This window comes from Pseudomonas sp. R76 (assembly GCF_009834565.1).
Classification (GTDB): domain Bacteria; phylum Pseudomonadota; class Gammaproteobacteria; order Pseudomonadales; family Pseudomonadaceae; genus Aquipseudomonas.
Genome location: NZ_CP019428.1, coordinates 868736 through 884475, shown reverse-complemented (window position 1 = coordinate 884475; position 15740 = coordinate 868736). Strand labels below are relative to the sequence as shown.

General features: G+C 60.1%; 11 protein-coding genes. 4 read left to right on the top strand and 7 right to left on the bottom strand.

Going from position 1 to position 15740, the window contains the following annotated elements; translation table 11 throughout:
- The first annotated feature begins 95 nt into the window (after window positions 1-95).
- The 3 genes from PspR76_RS03790 to PspR76_RS03780 all read left to right on the top strand — a co-directional run bounded on the left by PspR76_RS03790 (window position 96) and on the right by PspR76_RS03780 (window position 3836).
- Window positions 96-1415, top strand: a complete 1320-nt coding sequence (locus tag PspR76_RS03790) for an OprD family porin (RefSeq protein WP_159954031.1) — start codon at window positions 96-98, stop codon at window positions 1413-1415.
- A 358-nt stretch (window positions 1416-1773) separates the two neighbouring features.
- Window positions 1774-2448 carry a heavy metal response regulator transcription factor gene (locus PspR76_RS03785; protein ID WP_159954030.1) on the top strand — a complete coding sequence of 225 codons (675 nt, stop codon included), beginning with the start codon at window positions 1774-1776 and terminating at the stop codon, window positions 2446-2448.
- Window positions 2445-3836, top strand: coding sequence for a heavy metal sensor histidine kinase (locus PspR76_RS03780; protein ID WP_159954029.1), 1392 nt, complete (start codon window positions 2445-2447; stop codon window positions 3834-3836). Before PspR76_RS03785 ends, PspR76_RS03780 begins: the two co-directional genes overlap by 4 nt.
- Before the next feature lie 599 nt (window positions 3837-4435).
- Here PspR76_RS03780 and PspR76_RS03775 read toward each other — a convergent pair.
- The 4 genes from PspR76_RS03775 to PspR76_RS03760 all read right to left on the bottom strand — a co-directional run bounded on the left by PspR76_RS03775 (window position 4436) and on the right by PspR76_RS03760 (window position 10948).
- The gene (locus PspR76_RS03775) at window positions 4436-7570 is read right to left on the bottom strand and encodes a CusA/CzcA family heavy metal efflux RND transporter (protein ID WP_159954028.1); all 3135 of its coding nucleotides are present in this window, start codon (window positions 7568-7570) and stop codon (window positions 4436-4438) included.
- Window positions 7571-7588: 18 nt separating this feature from the next.
- On the bottom strand, window positions 7589-8695 hold the full coding sequence (locus PspR76_RS03770) for an efflux RND transporter periplasmic adaptor subunit (protein WP_159954027.1): 1107 nt from the start codon (window positions 8693-8695) through the stop codon (window positions 7589-7591).
- Between the two features lie 17 nt (window positions 8696-8712).
- A complete protein-coding gene (locus PspR76_RS03765; protein WP_159954026.1) occupies window positions 8713-9933 on the bottom strand; it encodes a TolC family protein in 1221 nt (406 codons plus the stop codon).
- Window positions 9934-10042: 109 nt separating this feature from the next.
- The gene (locus PspR76_RS03760) at window positions 10043-10948 is read right to left on the bottom strand and encodes a cation diffusion facilitator family transporter (protein ID WP_159954025.1); all 906 of its coding nucleotides are present in this window, start codon (window positions 10946-10948) and stop codon (window positions 10043-10045) included.
- 216 nt (window positions 10949-11164) lie between these two features.
- Between PspR76_RS03760 and PspR76_RS03755 the strand changes: the two genes are divergently transcribed.
- Window positions 11165-12535, top strand: a complete 1371-nt coding sequence (locus PspR76_RS03755) for a GntT/GntP/DsdX family permease (RefSeq protein ID WP_159954024.1) — start codon at window positions 11165-11167, stop codon at window positions 12533-12535.
- 40 nt (window positions 12536-12575) lie between these two features.
- On the opposite strand, the gene PspR76_RS03750 is transcribed toward PspR76_RS03755, so the two are convergent.
- The 3 genes from PspR76_RS03750 to PspR76_RS03740 all read right to left on the bottom strand — a co-directional run bounded on the left by PspR76_RS03750 (window position 12576) and on the right by PspR76_RS03740 (window position 15581).
- Window positions 12576-13016, bottom strand: a complete 441-nt coding sequence (locus tag PspR76_RS03750; protein ID WP_237235719.1) for a DUF4411 family protein — start codon at window positions 13014-13016, stop codon at window positions 12576-12578.
- Window positions 13017-13069: 53 nt separating this feature from the next.
- On the bottom strand, window positions 13070-14206 hold the full coding sequence (locus tag PspR76_RS03745) for an ImmA/IrrE family metallo-endopeptidase (RefSeq protein WP_159954023.1): 1137 nt from the start codon (window positions 14204-14206) through the stop codon (window positions 13070-13072).
- Window positions 14207-14276: 70 nt separating this feature from the next.
- Window positions 14277-15581 carry an MFS transporter gene (locus tag PspR76_RS03740; RefSeq protein ID WP_159954022.1) on the bottom strand — a complete coding sequence of 435 codons (1305 nt, stop codon included), beginning with the start codon at window positions 15579-15581 and terminating at the stop codon, window positions 14277-14279.
- Window positions 15582-15740: the final 159 nt, after the last annotated feature.

The following is a 15740-nucleotide window of genomic DNA, read 5'->3' as shown; positions in this document are numbered from 1 at the left end:
CGTTATCCGCCGTTTGCAACTATCAGCCCGGGCCAGATCAATAAGAACGCCCACCCTATAAGAAGCTGAAAACTGCCAACCCCCAGGAGCGAAACATGAACATTGCTTACTACACCCTTCCCTTTTCACTGATTGCCGCACTGCCACTGGCAGCCGTCGCCGTGGAAAACAAACCTGAAGGCTTTATCGAAGGCAGCAGCGTGAACGTGCTGGCGCGCAACTTTTACTTCAACCGCGACGACCGCAAGGGCCAATCCAGCCCTACCGGCAATGGCTATTCGGAAGCCTGGGCGCAGGGTTTGATCGGTAAATTCGAATCCGGGTTTACTCAAGGCACCGTGGGATTTGGCCTGGATGCGTTTGCCATGTACGGCCTGAAACTCGACTCGGGCACCGGCCGCAGCGGCGGCAAGGGCTCGTTTGGCGTATTGCCGGTAGACAGCGACAATCACCCTGAAAGTGGCTACAGCAAGTTCGGCGGCGCCGCGAAATTGCGTGTGTTGGACACCGTCATCAAGGCCGGCGACGTGTTCCCGGCCACGCCGGTGGTGGCCGCCGGTGACTCGCGTTTATTGCCGGAAAGTTTTCGCGGCGTCACCGCACAGAACACCAGCATTGAGGGCTTGAGCGTTCAGGGCGGACGCCTGAGCGGCATGAGCCAGCCCAGCGAAAGCGGCATGAACAAGGGCTTTGCGACCTTCTATGCGGGCAAGGTCGATTCGCCCTGGGCCGGCTATTTCGGCGGTGAATACAGCGTCAATAAACACCTCAGTGTCAGCCTGTACAGCAGCCGCCTGAAGGACGCCTGGGACCAGTACTATTTCGGCAGTGCCGCCAGTTACCCGCTGAATGACGACGTGTCGTTGTTCGGCGACTTCAACTATTACAAGGCCGTGGACGAGGGCAAAAAGCTGCTGGGGCAATTCGATAACAACATCTGGAGCGCGCGGCTTGGGGTCAAGGTCGGCGCCCACAGCCTGGCCGTGTCGCACCAGCGTAACAACGGTGATGACGACTTCGATTACCTGCGTCAATCGGACTCGATTTTCCTCAACAACTCCATCCAGTACAGCGACTTCAACTCGCCCAAGGAACGCTCGTGGATGGCACGCTATGACTTGGACATGCAAGCCTTCGGTGTTCCCGGCCTGTCATTCATGACCCGTTACGCAAAAGGCAGCGGCGCCGACTACAGCAACTCGAACGCTGTGTATATGCGCCGCGATTCGGCGGGTAACCCGCTGACGGACCAACGCCGCTGGGAGCGAAACTTCGAGGCCAAGTACGTGGTGCAAAGTGGCAACCTGAAGGATTTGTCGTTGCGGTTGCGCCAGGCAACCGTTCGCTCGAGTGCTTTCGAATCGGACCTGGAGGAAGTTCGCCTGATTGCCGAATACCCACTGGTGGCTCTCTGAATAATCATTGCCGGGAACGTTTACATTCGTTCGCCCTTAACTAACATTTGCTCACAAAGTGATAACTATCAAAACTGTAATATTAGCCCCAGCTTCCCGTTAAGTTGAGCTTCCTATACTCGCTCAAACTTTTTTACACCGAGCAACATTCATCTCTGAAGCTTTTTCGGAGCTCCTTTGGAAAGAGATGATTTTTTAACGCCCCTCTGGGGCGTTTTTTTTGCGCGCCGGCTTAATCGCGACCAATGGTCGCAGTTGACCCTGAAGCTACTTCACACTTCAGACTTTTCCTACTCCCAAGACACCCTATTCCATAAGGAAATGGCGCCCTTCTCTCACCCGAAAAAGGTAAATCCCCATGCGTATCCTTGTAGTTGAGGACGAGCAAAAAACCGCCGACTACCTGCAGCAAGGCCTGAATGAAAGTGGTTATGTGGTCGACTGTGCGTCCAACGGTATCGACGGCCTGCACCTGGCCGGGCAGCACGCCTATGAGCTGGTCATCCTCGACGTCAACCTGCCAGGCAAGGATGGCTGGGAAGTGCTGGAGCAATTGCGCCGCAATGGCAGCCAACGCGTCATGATGCTGACTGCCCGCGGCCGGCTGGCCGACAAGATCAAGGGCCTGGACATGGGCGCCGATGATTACCTGGTCAAACCCTTCGAATTTCCCGAGCTGCTCGCGCGGGTGCGCACGCTGTTGCGCCGCAGCGAACATATCCCACAGCCGGACGTATTCCGCGTGCAGGACCTGGAGCTGGACCCACGCCGCCATCGCGCGTACCGCGGTACCCGGCGTATCGACCTGACCACCAAGGAATTCGCGCTGCTGCAGGTGCTGATGCGCCAGACCGGTGAAGTGCTGACCCGTACGCAAATTATTTCGCTGGTGTGGGACATGAATTTCGACTGCGACACCAACGTGGTGGAAGTGTCTATCAGCCGCCTGCGCGCCAAGGTGGATGACCAGAGTGAGGTCAAGCTGATCCACACCATTCGCGGTGTGGGATATGTGCTGGAGGCGCGTCAATGAAAGCCAGCAGTTTGTCGATGCGCCTGGGGCTGACGGTCAGCGTGATGGGCGCAGGCCTGGTGCTGTTGCTGGCCACCCTCGCCTACCTGGCGCTGACCCACGAGCTGGAAAAACTCGCGCGCAAGGGCCTGGAGAGCAAGATGGAACAGATCCAGCACAGTCTGTCACAGGGCTTGGATGCCAGCGCTATCCGAGCTCGCCCGCACGCGCTGATGGACTTGGTGATCGGCCATGACAACTTCTACCTGACCATCGTCGGCACAGCCCCCGATGACAGCGTGTTACTCAGCGCCGGGGCCAAACCGCAGGAACCGCTGCTGACAGACTTCACACCGCGCGAAACCCTCGGTTACCTCAACTGGGCCGACAGCAATGGTAACCAAGTACTCAGCGCTTCCAGCCTGATGCGCCTGGCCAGCGGCGAACGCGTACGCGTGCTGCTGTCCCTGGACCGGATGGACGACCAGGCACTGCTCAGTGCCTATCTTCGCGCCACAGTCATCGCGTTGCCCATGCTCTTGATATTGATCGGCATGGGCGCCTGGTGGCTGGTGCAGCGTGGGCTGGCGCCGTTGAAACAGTTCAGCGGTGTGGCGGCCAAAGTCACCACCCAGGACCTGACCCATCGCTTGTCCGTCGACAACCTGCCCAAGGAACTGGGCGAGTTGGCGCACGGCTTCAACGTGATGCTCGACCGCCTGGATGCGGGCGTACAGCAGCTGTCGCAATTTTCCGACGACCTCGCCCACGAACTGCGCGCGCCGCTGACCAATCTGATGGGCAAGGCCCAAGTGACGCTGTCGCGCCAGCGCCCGCCAGAAGCATACAAAGCGGTGTTGGAATCCAACACCGAAGAGCTGGAGCGCCTGGCGCGCATCGTCTCCGACATGCTGTTTCTGGCCCAGGTCAGCCACCCGGCGGCACGGGCGTCGTTCGTCGCCGTGTCGTTAATGGAGGAAGCTAACCGGGTGATGGACCTGTTCGCACTGAGCGCCGAAGACAAACAACTGACCCTGACCCTCAGTGGCGATGCCCAGGTGCACGGTGATCGCCTGATGATCCAACGTGCCTTGTCGAACCTGCTGTCCAACGCGATCCGCCATAGCCCCGCGGGTTCGCATATTTCGCTGTTGGTAGAGGCCTACGGCAACCACGTGTCGCTGTCCGTCAGCAACCCCGGGCCAGGAATCGAAGCGCAACACCTGCCGCACCTGTTCGAACGTTTCTACCGTGTAGACAGCAGCCGCGCCCGCACCGAGGGCGGCACCGGGCTGGGCCTGGCCATCGTGCGGTCGATCATGACCCTGCACCAGGGGCAAGCCGATGTGCGCAGCCTGCCAGGTGGTTTCACCTTGTTTCGCCTGGTGTTTCCTCAAGTCGCTGCCTAGGTACTTCAAACTCAAGCAGATCAATGTGGGAGCCGTCGAGCTTCAGCGAGGCCGCGAAGGCGGCTGCACAGCCAATAGAAGTATCGACTGAACCACCACTTTCGCAGCCTCGCTGAAGCTCGACAGCTCCCACAGTTGATCCCTGGGATTTCAGTACCGCGTCCGCCTCATTCCTCCTTGCGATGCGCCCACTGTGTGATGTGTGCAGCCTGCCAGGTACTTCAAACTCAAGCAGATCCATGTGGGAGCCGTCGAGCTTCAGCGAGGCCGCGAAGGCGGCGGCACAGCCAATAGAAGTGCCGACTGAACCACCGCTTTCGCAGCCTCGCTAAAGCTCGACAGCTCCCACAGTTGATCTCCGGGATTTCAGTACCGCACCCGCCTCATTCCTCCTTGCGATGCGCCCACTGTGTGATGTGTGCAGCCTGCCAGGTACTTCAAACTCAAGCAGATCCATGTGGGAGCCGTCGAGCTTCAGCGAGGCCGCGAAGACGGCGGCACAGCCAATAGAAGTATCGCCTGAACCACCGCTTTCGCAGCCTCGCTGAAGCTCGACAGCTCCCACAGTTGATTCCTGGGATTTCAGTACCGCGCCCGCCTTATTCCTCCTTGCGATGCGCCCATTGATACAGCGCCGGCAGTACCAGCAACGTGAGCAACGTAGAAGAAATAATCCCGCCGATCACCACCGTCGCCAACGGCCGCTGCACCTCGGCGCCGGTGCCGGTGGCCAACGCCATGGGGATAAACCCCAGCGATGCCACCAATGCGGTCATCAATACCGGGCGCAAACGCGTGAGTGCGCCTTCGTTGACGGCCACCGACAACAGGCGCCCTTCCTCACGCAGGTTGCGGATAAAGGCAATCATCACCAGGCCGTTCAGCACCGCCACGCCGGACAGCGCGATAAAGCCCACGCCCGCCGAGATCGACAGCGGAATATCCCGCAGCCACAGCGCCATGATCCCACCGGTCAACGCGAAGGGAATCCCGGTAAACACCAGCAGGCCGTCCTTGAGGTTGTTGAACATCATGAACAGCAGCCCGAACACCAGCAGCAACGCCACCGGCACCACAATGCGCAAACGCTCGGAGGCTTCCTTCAGCTGTTCGAACTGGCCGCCCCAAGTGGTCCAGTAACCCGCCGGCACCTTCACCTGGGTGCTGATGGCCGCCTCGGCTTCGTCAACGAACGAACCGATATCTCGCCCGCGTACGTTGGCGCTGACGATCACCAAGCGCTTACCGTTCTCGCGGCTGATCTGGTTGGGGCCAAGCACCAGATCCAGACTGGCGACCTGGGACAAGGCAATAAAGCCCAACTGCCCCGACGCGCTACTGGCCAGCGCCGGCACCGGAATCAACAACCGCGACAACCCGTCGATATCAGTGCGCAGCGCGTCGGACAACCGCACGACCATGTCAAAGCGCCGGTCGCCTTCGTACAACGTACCGGCCTGGCGCCCACCGACCGCGACGGCAATGGTGTCTTGCACATCGCCCACATTCAGGCCAAAACGCGCGGCCTTGTCGCGGTCGATATTGATGGTCAGCACCGGCAGCCCGGAGGTCTGCTCGACCTTCACTTCCGAAGCGCCCTCAAGCTTTTGCAGGGTCTCGGCGATTTCTCCGGCGGTCTTGTTGAGCACCGCCATGTCGTCGCCAAATACCTTCACTGCCACGTCACTGCGCACCCCGGAAATCAGCTCGTTGAAACGCAGCTGGATCGGTTGCGACAGTTCATACGCACTGCCCGGCACAATCGCACTGGCACGCTGGATATCTTCGATCAAAGCCTCGCGGGATTTTTTCGGATCCGGCCATTGGTCCTTCGGTTTAAGCATCACATAGCTGTCGGAAATATTCGGCGGCATCGGGTCGGAAGCGATTTCCGCAGTGCCGGTCCGTGCGAAGACCCGCTCGATTTCCGGCACCTGGGCCATCAAGGTTTTTTCCAACTGCTGTTGCATCTGCACCGATTGCGTCAGGCTGGTGCCGGGCACGCGCAAGGCCTGTTGGGCAAAGTCACCTTCGCTGAGGCTGGGGATAAATTCACTGCCCATACGACTGGCCACTGCCCCAGAGGCGACAATGGTCAGCACCGCAAGGCCGAACACCAGTGGACGGCGCGTCATCACCCAATCAAGCACCGGCGCATAGGTGCGGCGTGCGGTGCGCATTACCAGGTTTTCTTCTTCCTTGACCTTGCCGGTGACGAACAGCGCGATCGCGGCCGGCACGAACGTCACCGACAGAATCATCGCGCCGAGCAAGGCGATGACCACGGTGAACGCCATGGGGTGGAACATCTTCCCAGCCACACCGGTGAGGGCGAAGATCGGCAGGTACACCACCATGATGATCAATTGCCCGTAAATCAACGCGCGCCGCGCTTCCTTGGCGGCGGCGAACACTTCGTGCAGGCGCTCGCTGCGCGTCAGCAGGCGGCCATGGCGTTGCTGCGCATGGGCCAGGCGGCGAATGGCGTTTTCGACGATCACCACCGCGCCGTCGACAATAATCCCGAAGTCCAACGCGCCCAGGCTCATAAGGTTGGCGCTGACTTTGTTGGTGAACATCCCGGTAAAGGTGAACAACATTGCCAGGGGAATCACCATCGCCGTGATCAACGCCGCGCGGATATTGCCCAGGAACAGGAACAGCACCGCGACCACCAGCAACGCGCCTTCGAAGAGGTTTTTCTTCACCGTGGCGATGGCTTTTTCCACCAGGTTGGTGCGGTCGTAGACGGTGACGGCCACCACGCCTTCAGGCAACGAGCGGTTGATCTCTTCAAGTTTTTTCGCCACCGCCAGGGACACGGTTCGGCTGTTTTCACCAATCAACATGAACACCGTGCCCAGCACCACTTCGCGGCCATTTTCGGTGGCGGCGCCGGTGCGCAACTCACGGCCGATCTCGACCTGCGCCACGTTGCGCACGCGGATGGGTGTGCCGCCTGAGGTGGTGATTACGATGTTGGCGATGTCATCTATCGACGCCACTTGCCCTGGTGCGCGAATCAACAGTTGCTCGCCGCTGCGCTCGATATAACCGGCACCGACGTTGGCGTTGTTACGCTCAAGCGCCGTGACTAAATCGGTCAACGTCAGGTTGTAGGCCGCCAGGCGTTTTGGGTCCGGGGCGATCTGGTATTCCTTGGCAAAGCCGCCAATGGTGTTGATCTCGGCCACGCCCGGCACGTTGCGCAGTTGCGGCTTGATGATCCAATCCTGAATGACGCGCAGGTCCGTCGGTGTGTAAGGCGTGCCGTCGTCCTTGAGTGCGCCGTCTTCCGCTTCGACAGTCCATAGGAAAATTTCCCCGAGGCCGGTGGAAATCGGCCCCATCGCGGTTTCGATACCCGTAGGCAATTGCTCGCGCGCCACTTGCAGGCGCTCGTTGACCAACTGGCGGGCGAAGAACAGGTCGGTGCCGTCTTTGAAGATCACCGTCACCTGGGACAAACCGGAGCGCGACAACGAACGCGTCTGCTGCAAACCCGGCAAGCCGGCCATGGCCGTTTCTATCGGAAAGGTAATGCGCTGTTCCGTTTCCAGCGGCGAAAAACCAGCCGCCGCCGAGTTGATCTGCACCTGCACGTTGGTGATGTCAGGCACCGCGTCGATGGGCAACTTCTGATAGCTGGCGATGCCGACACCGGCCATCAACAGCACCGCCAGCAGCACGATGATGCGCTGCTCGATGGCGAATTGGATAAGGCGCTCAAACATGGGGAATCACTCGCAGGATCAATGGGCGTGCTCGGCCGAGCCTTTACCCAGTTCGGACTTGAGGATGAAGCTGCCTTCGGTCGCCACTTGTGCCCCGGCGTCGAGACCTTTGCGCACCTCGACGTAGCCGTTTTCACTCACACCCAGTTCGAGATGGCGGGTGATGAAACCGTCCGCAGTGCGTACGAACACCGAGGGTTTGTCCTCGACGGTCTGGATCGCGGTTTGCGGGACGGTGACCTTGGCCTGGTAGGTGTCGGTGGCCAGTTGCACAGTGACAAACAGCCCTGGGCGCCACGCGTCGTCGGGGTTCGGCACGGTCACGCGCACGGTGGCAGTGCGCGTCTGCTCGCCGAGCAAGTTGCCGACGTAAGCCACGGTGCCGAGCACTTCGGTGCCCATTTCCGTGGAGCTGACTTTTACCGGTTTACCGACGCGCACCTTGTTCAAATCCTTGGGAAACACGCCGAAGGTGACCCACACTTGGGACAAATCCGAGAGCGTGAACGCGTTGCTGGTTTCGCCGACCACTTCACCGACGCCCAGGTGTTTTTCCACCACAACGCCGGCGAACGGCGCGCGCAGTTCATAACGATTGCCACCCACCAATACTGCGCTGCCGCTGAGTGCGGTCATCTTCTGACGGGCGTTGTTCAGGGCAATTTCGGCCTCTTGCAAGGTCTGGCGCGCCAGCAGGTAATCCTGCTCGGCGGAGATCTCGTCCTTCCACAATTGGCGCTCGCGCTGGAAGGTGGTGCGCGCCAATTCGACGCGGCGCGCACTGGCTGCCAGCTCGCTGCGCTGGTCGGAAATCTGCTGGCTGGAAATCACCGCCAACAGCTCGCCTTTTTTCACTGACTGGCCGAGGTTGACCTTCACCGACTCCACCACACCGCCCGCGCGCGGGACGATATGCGAGGTGCGGTCCTCGTCGAATCGCACTTCGCCCGGCAGCGTCAGCAGCGTGCTGATCGAGCGCGGTTGGGCCTTGGCGAGTTGAATACCGGCGGCCTGGATCTGCTGCTCGGTAAGCTCGAGTGTGCCTTCCTCTTCGTCGGCCCGTGCAAAACCAGACAGCATCAGGCCCAGGGCGACGGCGAGCGCCACACCGTGTTTATGCTTCATAAAAGACTCCAGAAAAATCAAAAACGGGCGAGGTCGCCGTAAATCCGTTCGATGCGCACCCAGGCGTCGGTGGCCTGGGCGGTCGCCGTGAGGTATTGGGTGCGGGCTGCGATCAAAGTGCGCTGGGCGTCGAGCACGTCGAGGAAGCTGAACTTGCCCATCTCGAAACCACGGGTGGCGCTGTCCACCGCGCTCTGGGCGGCGGGCAGGATTTGCTGGTTGAAGGTGCGCACTTCGGTATTCGCGGTTTGCCACAGGTCCAGGGCCTGGCGCGTTTCGGTGCGCAGGCGCAGTTCGACGGCATTGCGCAGGTCGCGGGCCTGGTCGGCGCGACGGCTGGCAGCGAGCACATTGCCCTGGTTGCGGTTGAACAGCGGAATCGGCATCGACACGCCCACCAGGTTCACGCGCTCACGCACGCTGGCGTCGTACTGGCTGCCAATCGACACATCGAGGTCGGGAATCCGCTGGGCCTTTTCCAGGCCCACGCTGGCTTCGCTTTGAACAATCTGCAGCTCGGCCAGGCGCAGTTCGGTGGTTTGCTCAAGCCGCGCCAGCAATTGCGCGGAGGCCGGCAACGGCGGTGCGGATTGGCTTTGCGTGGCCACGGCCTGGAAGTCGGGTGTGGCGCTGCCGGTACTGGCGGCAAGGCGACGATATGCATCGCTTAAGCCGATTTGCGCGCGGTTCAACTCCAGGCGAATCTCCGACACCTGCACCTGGGCACGCGTGGCTTCCACCGGCGAGGACTTGCCCGCCTTGACTCGGCCGTTGGCGACCACCAGGCCGCGCTCGGCCAAGGCCATTGAGCGTTGCGCCAGGTCGAGGCGTTCCTGGGCGCGCAGGGCGCCGTAATAGCTGTCGATCACGTCAGCGCGCAGGCCGTTGCGACGCTGTTCCAGGGCCAGCGCGGCGGCGTCCTGTGCGCGTGTGGCCACGTCGATGCGCGCGCCGCGCTTGCCACCGAGCTCCAGGGTCTGGCTGAGTTTGATGGAGGTGGTACGCGAGTTGCGGCGAGTGTCTTCGGCATCCCAGGACGCCACCGGGTTGGGGATCAAGCCCGCCTGTTGACGACCGCCTTGGGCGATGTCGATTTCCCATTGCGCGGCAGCCAAATCAGGATTGTTGGCGAACGCGGCTTGCAGGGCTGAGTCGAGGGTGAGGGTTTGGGCCTGGGCAGCGCTTGCGGCCACCCAAAACGCTGCTGCCCCCAAAAGTGTTTTAACGGAAAGTGCCATAACGAGAGTTCCACGCCCATGAAGTCGCTGAGATTTCCCAGCGGGGGCAATGTAGCTTTCGTTACTTATCAGGGCGGTGGGCGCAACATTACAAATCCGTTAGCCTGGATCAGGCATGCACCTCATCATGCTCGTCGTGCTGAAAACCTTCGCCTTCGACCTGCAAGGTGACGTGGGAAATATCGAATTGTTCGTGCAGCAATTCCGTCACCCGCGTGAGGATCTGTTGCTCGGTGCCCAGCGCCGAATCCGCCACCACGTGCGTGCTCAGCACGTTCTTGCCGCTGGTGAGCGCCCAGATATGCAGGTCATGTACGTCCTTCACGCCCGGCACACCTCGAATTGCCTGCTCGACCTGATCGATATCGATGCCATCCGGCACGCCTTGCAGCAACACGTTCATGCTTTCCTTGAGCAGGGTCCAGGTGCGCGGTAAAACCCAGAAGCCGATGGCCGCCGCGACCACGGAGTCGATCCAGCCCCAGCCAGTCAACATGATCACCACCGCCGCGATGATCACACCGATGGAGCCGAGCATGTCGCTCCACACTTCCAGGTAAGCGCCCTTCACATTCAGGCTTTCACCGCTGGCGGCACTGAGCAGCTTCATGGAAATCAGGTTGACGACCAGCCCCAGCACGGCAATCACCAGCATGCCGGTGGACTGGATTTCAGCCGGTGCCTGCAGCCGTTGATAGGCCTCATACAGGATGTAAAACGCCACGGCGAACAGCAGCAACGCATTGAACGCCGCCGCCAATATCTCGAAACGCGCATAACCGAAGGTGCGTTTGCGGTCGGCAGCGCGCTTGGCGACCTGGATCGCGACCAGGGAAATCGCCAGGGCCAGGGCGTCGGTCATCATGTGCGCGGCGTCGGACAACAGCGCCAGGCTGCCGGTGATAAAGGCGCCGATCACCTCGGCAATCATGAAGCTGCCGGTCAGGCCCAGCGCGATCCATAAAAGACGCTCGTGGCCGGCGCGGGCCTGGCCGTGGTTATGTCCTGCGCTCATGAAATGTCCTCAAAAGGTGGGGTGCGTTGATCATAGAGCTATAGGCCAAATCCCAGCGCATGGGTTGCAAATTTGTCATACGCGCGACAGGTCGCCGTTAAACGCTGCGCACCAAAATCGCACATGAACGCTCTGGAACAGTTCTATCAGGTATGCTTTTCCAGCAGGAAACAAAAAGAAACAAATTAGCCAACCTGTTCGATAAGGAGTCCCGTTTTGGAGTTATCGACTGCCGCGTGGATGGTTCACGACACCCGCCTCATGTTCTGCGTTCTGCTGGCGATCGCCAGCATCATTGTGTTGATCAGCGCGACCAAACTGCCGCCATTCCTGTCGATTCTGATCGGCACGTTTATCGCCGGTGTGGGCGCCGGGTTGCCCCCGGAAGAAGTCGCCAAGGCCTTCAGCAAAGGCGCCGGTGCGATCCTCGGTGAAGCCGGGATCATCATTGCCCTGGGCTCGATGCTTGGTGCATTGATGGCCGAATCCGGCGCGGCCGACCGTATCGCCACCACGTTGCTCGGGCTGGGCAAAGGCAAGTCGTTGCCGTGGGTGATGGCGCTGGTGGCCATGGTGATCGGCTTGCCACTGTTCTTCGAAGTAGGCCTGGTGATGATGGTGCCGATCATCTTTGTCATGGCCAAACGTTCGAACCAGCCGCTGCTGAAAATCGCCATTCCGGCGCTGGCCGGCATGACGACTTTGCACGCCTTGATGCCACCGCATCCGGGGCCGTTGATTGCGGTGAGCGCGCTGCACGCCGACCTGGGCCTGACCATGTTGCTGGGCTTCTGCCTGGCGGTGCCGGCGGTTATTCTCGCCGGCCCGCTGTATGGCAACTGGCTGTCCAAGCGCCTGCACGTGGATGAACCGGCCGACATCGGCGCGCTGTTCAGCGCACCGCCCAAGGCGCCGCGCCAGCCGAGCTTCGGTGTGTCGCTGCTGATCATCCTGTTGCCAGTAATTTTGATGCTCGGCAGCACCTTGGCCAAAGTCGCCATGTCGCCGGAAAACCCAGTGGCATTGACCTTGAAGTTCCTTGGTGAACCGCTGATCGCCCTTGGCCTGGCCGTGATCGCCGCAGTGATCTGCCTGGGCTGGGCCGCCGGCATGCCGCGCGCCGAAGTCGGCAACACGCTGCGTAAAGCCCTAGCGCCCATCGCCGTGTTGCTGCTGACCATCGGCGCCGGTGGCGGCCTCAAGCAAACGCTATTGGACGCCGGCGTCAGCCAGACCATCAGTAAAGTCGCTGAAGGCGCGCACATGCCGTATCTGCTGCTGGCGTGGTTGATCGCCGTGGCCCTGCGCCAGGCGACCGGCTCGGCGACCGTCGCCACCACCACCACAGCGGGCATTCTCGCGCCGATGATGGCCGGGCTGGCGGCGACCCAGAGTTCACTGGTGGCGCTGGCAATTGGCGCCGGCTCGGTGTTCTTCTGCCACGTCAACGACGCCGGGTTCTGGATGGTGCGCGAGTACTTCGGCTTGCAACTCAAGCAGACGATTTGGGTATGGTCGGTGTTGCAGACGATTGTTTCTGTTGTCGGTTTGGTGGGTACGCTGGTGCTCTGGCACTTCTTGACCTGAAGAACTTGTAACGAGGGGGAGCGCGCTTCCCCTCACTTCGTCAGTGATGCAGAACGAAACGAGCGTCGAGCTTACTGAGCAACTCGAAGGTGTTCATGTAGGGAACGCCAAACAGAGCACACACGTTGGGAATGGTGTATTTGCGCTTGATGTCAGGGTTGTAGACTTCATGTGTGACAACCACGGCCCCTGTCGTCATCGCCTTGGCGATTAGCCAAGCATCTGCCCCCTCAAGAAACTCTTCCAGTGCGCCGGCCTTCATCACCGGTACTTGCTCGGCAATTCTTGAGACAATATTCCCAAAGGCCGCTTGGGTCTGTTGATCACTCGAGTCTTCAAACAGTCCAGCATTCCCCTTTACCCACAGCGTCAACTCATCATTGCCTTTGGCTAGTTCGTCTCTGACTGGAACAATACTGGCAATTTCCAAGGCCTGATGCTGCTGAAGTATCCATGCCCAATAGCCTGGGCAGATCGTCATCCCTTAATAACGGTTCTTGGCCTCGATTAATGTATTCGAATCCAATAGATGCTTCATGCCGATAGTTTCATCCCATAAGTCTTCAGCTTAGCTGGCTGTACACCCAGCAATTTTCCTGCGTCCCGCAACAAAATTCGCCCGCTCTGTGCTTCTGCGAGAACGGCCTTGCTCAACCGAGTGCTGTTCCTGATAGCCGCTGTGCGGTAGTAGTCGCCTCCACTACCGTCTTTATCTCGATACTCCTGCAGGATCCGACGGTAGTAAGCGCCGTATTGATCATTACTGATGTAGCCAAGATCACGGGCGCGCCGTGCAATCACCAATGCGCTGACACGAAAGCGTCCGGCCAAAGGCCCCAGGTTTTCTTCCCAGTGAACATCGGAAACCCAATGCGCTCGAAAAATGAGTTCCGGCGCTAGAAACTCTCCCGCCACCGCATTGCAGAAGGCCTCTTCCTGACGGGCGCTTTGACTGCTGCCATCAGACACGCCCGTGCTACCAATCCATATATGCGCCAGTTCATGCATCAATGTAAAAAGCCGCGCCGTGGGAGCGTCCGCACTGTTGATGAAAACCACCGGGGCCATCGGATTGCTGATCGCAAAACCTCGAAACTCACTGACATCGAGTTTCCTGTGGGTGTTGCCCAAGGCAACACCACTTCGCATGACGAGAATTCCGGCCTCTTCCGCACCACTCACCAAAGCCCTTACATAGTCTTCGTAACCCATTCGAGCAAAGGCATCCGTCACGCCAAGTACGCGACGAATATCTGCGACCACGTCTTTGATCGGCGAGTGGTTATTGAAACGTCCAACAAAGGGCAGCGGAGCTCGTTCGTGATCCTGCAAGTATTCCAAGTACCAGTCTTGCTTACGGAGCACGTCTCTTACGGTGTCCATCAAGTTCAAGCTAGGTTTGTGGGGAAACACACCGCCCACAGTACGTAAGTCTGGAATCGGAAGATGTTCTTGCGGAGGAGCCTTAAGAAAGAGAAAGCCAAAGGGAATTTGCGTAATAACTGCCCACTTTTGCGCCTGGTTGAAAGTAGGAAGGTTCTGCCCGCCCTCCCACCTCTTCACCTTTACGATTTTGAGAGCAAGGCCTTTGGCAATTTGCGCCTCAGACAACCCCGCCCGCTGGCGAGACCAGGACAGGATGGCGGGATTGATAAAGGCAGTCTGCGTCATAAGGTTTTACATACCGTTCAGAAGTGAAAGTGACTATAGGAACGGCGGCAATACCCGTCAATTGATGGCCCTAAGTGCCATTTGTAACAGCGTTTACTGGGTGGCGCTTGCCAAACAGCGCCACACTCACCACCCCCACCGCGCCCATCACCACGCAATACCCCACGCAAATCCACGGGCTGGTCGGCATCAACGCAATCAACAGCAGCGGCGTGGTGCTAGCCCACAGCGCGTAGGCAATGTTGTAGGTAAACGAAATCCCCGATACCCGCACCTGCGCCGGGAACAGCCCGACCATCACCGACGGCACCGCGCCGACTACGCCGCAACTCAAGCCCGCCACGGCGTATGCCGCGCCCAGCCACACGCCGCCGCCGATCAGGCTGGCGTATAACACCGCAATGCCCACCGGCAGCAGCAGGCTGTAGACCAGCACTGCGCGCCAGGCGCCGATGCGGTCTACCAGCAAGCCGGCGAGCACGCAGCCGATATTCAGGAAGACGATGCCCAGCGCGCTCAAGGCGAAGGTGTGGCTGGGGCTCATGCCGAAGGTCTTTTGCATCATGGTCGGCGTGATGACCACCAGCACCACCACGGCCGAGGTGAGCACGCAGGTGAGGATCATCGCCGGCAGCAGCACGGCGCGATGATCGCGCAACACGGTGCGCAGCGGCATTTCAGCCGCAGCCTGGCGGCGGGCCTGCATTTCGAGGAACACCGGGGTTTCGCTGAGCCAGCGGCGCAACCACACGCCGATCACGCCGAACACGCCGCCGAGCAGGAACGGGAAGCGCCAGGCGTAATCGAGGATTTCGGCCGGGGTGAAGACTTGCGCCAGCAGCGTCGCGGTGAGTGCGCCGAGCAGGTAGCCGAAGGTCAGCCCGGCTTGCAGGAAGCCCAGGGCGTAGCCGCGGTGATGACGTGGGGCGTGCTCGGCGACGAAGGTCCAGGCGCTGGGCACTTCGCCGCCCACCGCCGCGCCTTGCAACACACGCAGCACCAGCAGGATCAGCGGGGCGAAATAGCCGATTTGCGCGTAGGTCGGCATGATCCCGATCAGCAGGCACGGCAGCGCCATCATCAGGATGCTCAGGCTGAACACGCGTTTGCGCCCCAGGTGATCGGCGAAATGCGCCATCAGGATGCCGCCGAGCGGTCGTGCCAGGTAGCCGGTCACGAAGATGCCGAAACTTTGCAGCAGGCGCAGCCACTCGGGCATTTCCGGCGGGAAAAACAGCTGGCTGAGGGTCAGCGCAAAGAACACGAAGATAATGAAGTCGTAGATTTCCAGGGCACCGCCGAGGGCGGCCAGGCCCAGGGTTTTGTAGTCGGAGCGGGAAAAACGCTGCGCCTGTGGGGAGAGGGTGGCAGTCATGTGCAAGCTCGGCAGACAAACAAAATGGCGTGCAGGTTATGAGCTGAGCCCAATGATGGCAATCGCGACAGATATATTTGTTTTACTCATGGATCGATGAAGATAACTGCATTCCCTTATCAATGGCCGTAGCGGAACATGCCGTAAAACTGCCAACAC

Bases quoted from the DNA above. Each gene is read 5' to 3' on its own strand.
- PspR76_RS03790 (WP_159954031.1), top strand. From the start codon at position 96: ATGAACATTGCTTACTACACCCTTCCCTTTTCACTGATTGCCGCACTG.
- PspR76_RS03785 (WP_159954030.1), top strand. From the start codon at position 1,774: ATGCGTATCCTTGTAGTTGAGGACGAGCAAAAAACCGCCGACTACCTG.
- PspR76_RS03780 (WP_159954029.1), top strand. From the start codon at position 2,445: ATGAAAGCCAGCAGTTTGTCGATGCGCCTGGGGCTGACGGTCAGCGTG.
- PspR76_RS03775 (WP_159954028.1), bottom strand. From the start codon at position 7,570: ATGTTTGAGCGCCTTATCCAATTCGCCATCGAGCAGCGCATCATCGTG.
- PspR76_RS03770 (WP_159954027.1), bottom strand. From the start codon at position 8,695: ATGAAGCATAAACACGGTGTGGCGCTCGCCGTCGCCCTGGGCCTGATG.
- PspR76_RS03765 (WP_159954026.1), bottom strand. From the start codon at position 9,933: ATGGCACTTTCCGTTAAAACACTTTTGGGGGCAGCAGCGTTTTGGGTG.
- PspR76_RS03760 (WP_159954025.1), bottom strand. From the start codon at position 10,948: ATGAGCGCAGGACATAACCACGGCCAGGCCCGCGCCGGCCACGAGCGT.
- PspR76_RS03750 (WP_237235719.1), bottom strand. From the start codon at position 13,016: ATGACGATCTGCCCAGGCTATTGGGCATGGATACTTCAGCAGCATCAG.
- PspR76_RS03745 (WP_159954023.1), bottom strand. From the start codon at position 14,206: ATGACGCAGACTGCCTTTATCAATCCCGCCATCCTGTCCTGGTCTCGC.
- PspR76_RS03740 (WP_159954022.1), bottom strand. From the start codon at position 15,581: ATGACTGCCACCCTCTCCCCACAGGCGCAGCGTTTTTCCCGCTCCGAC.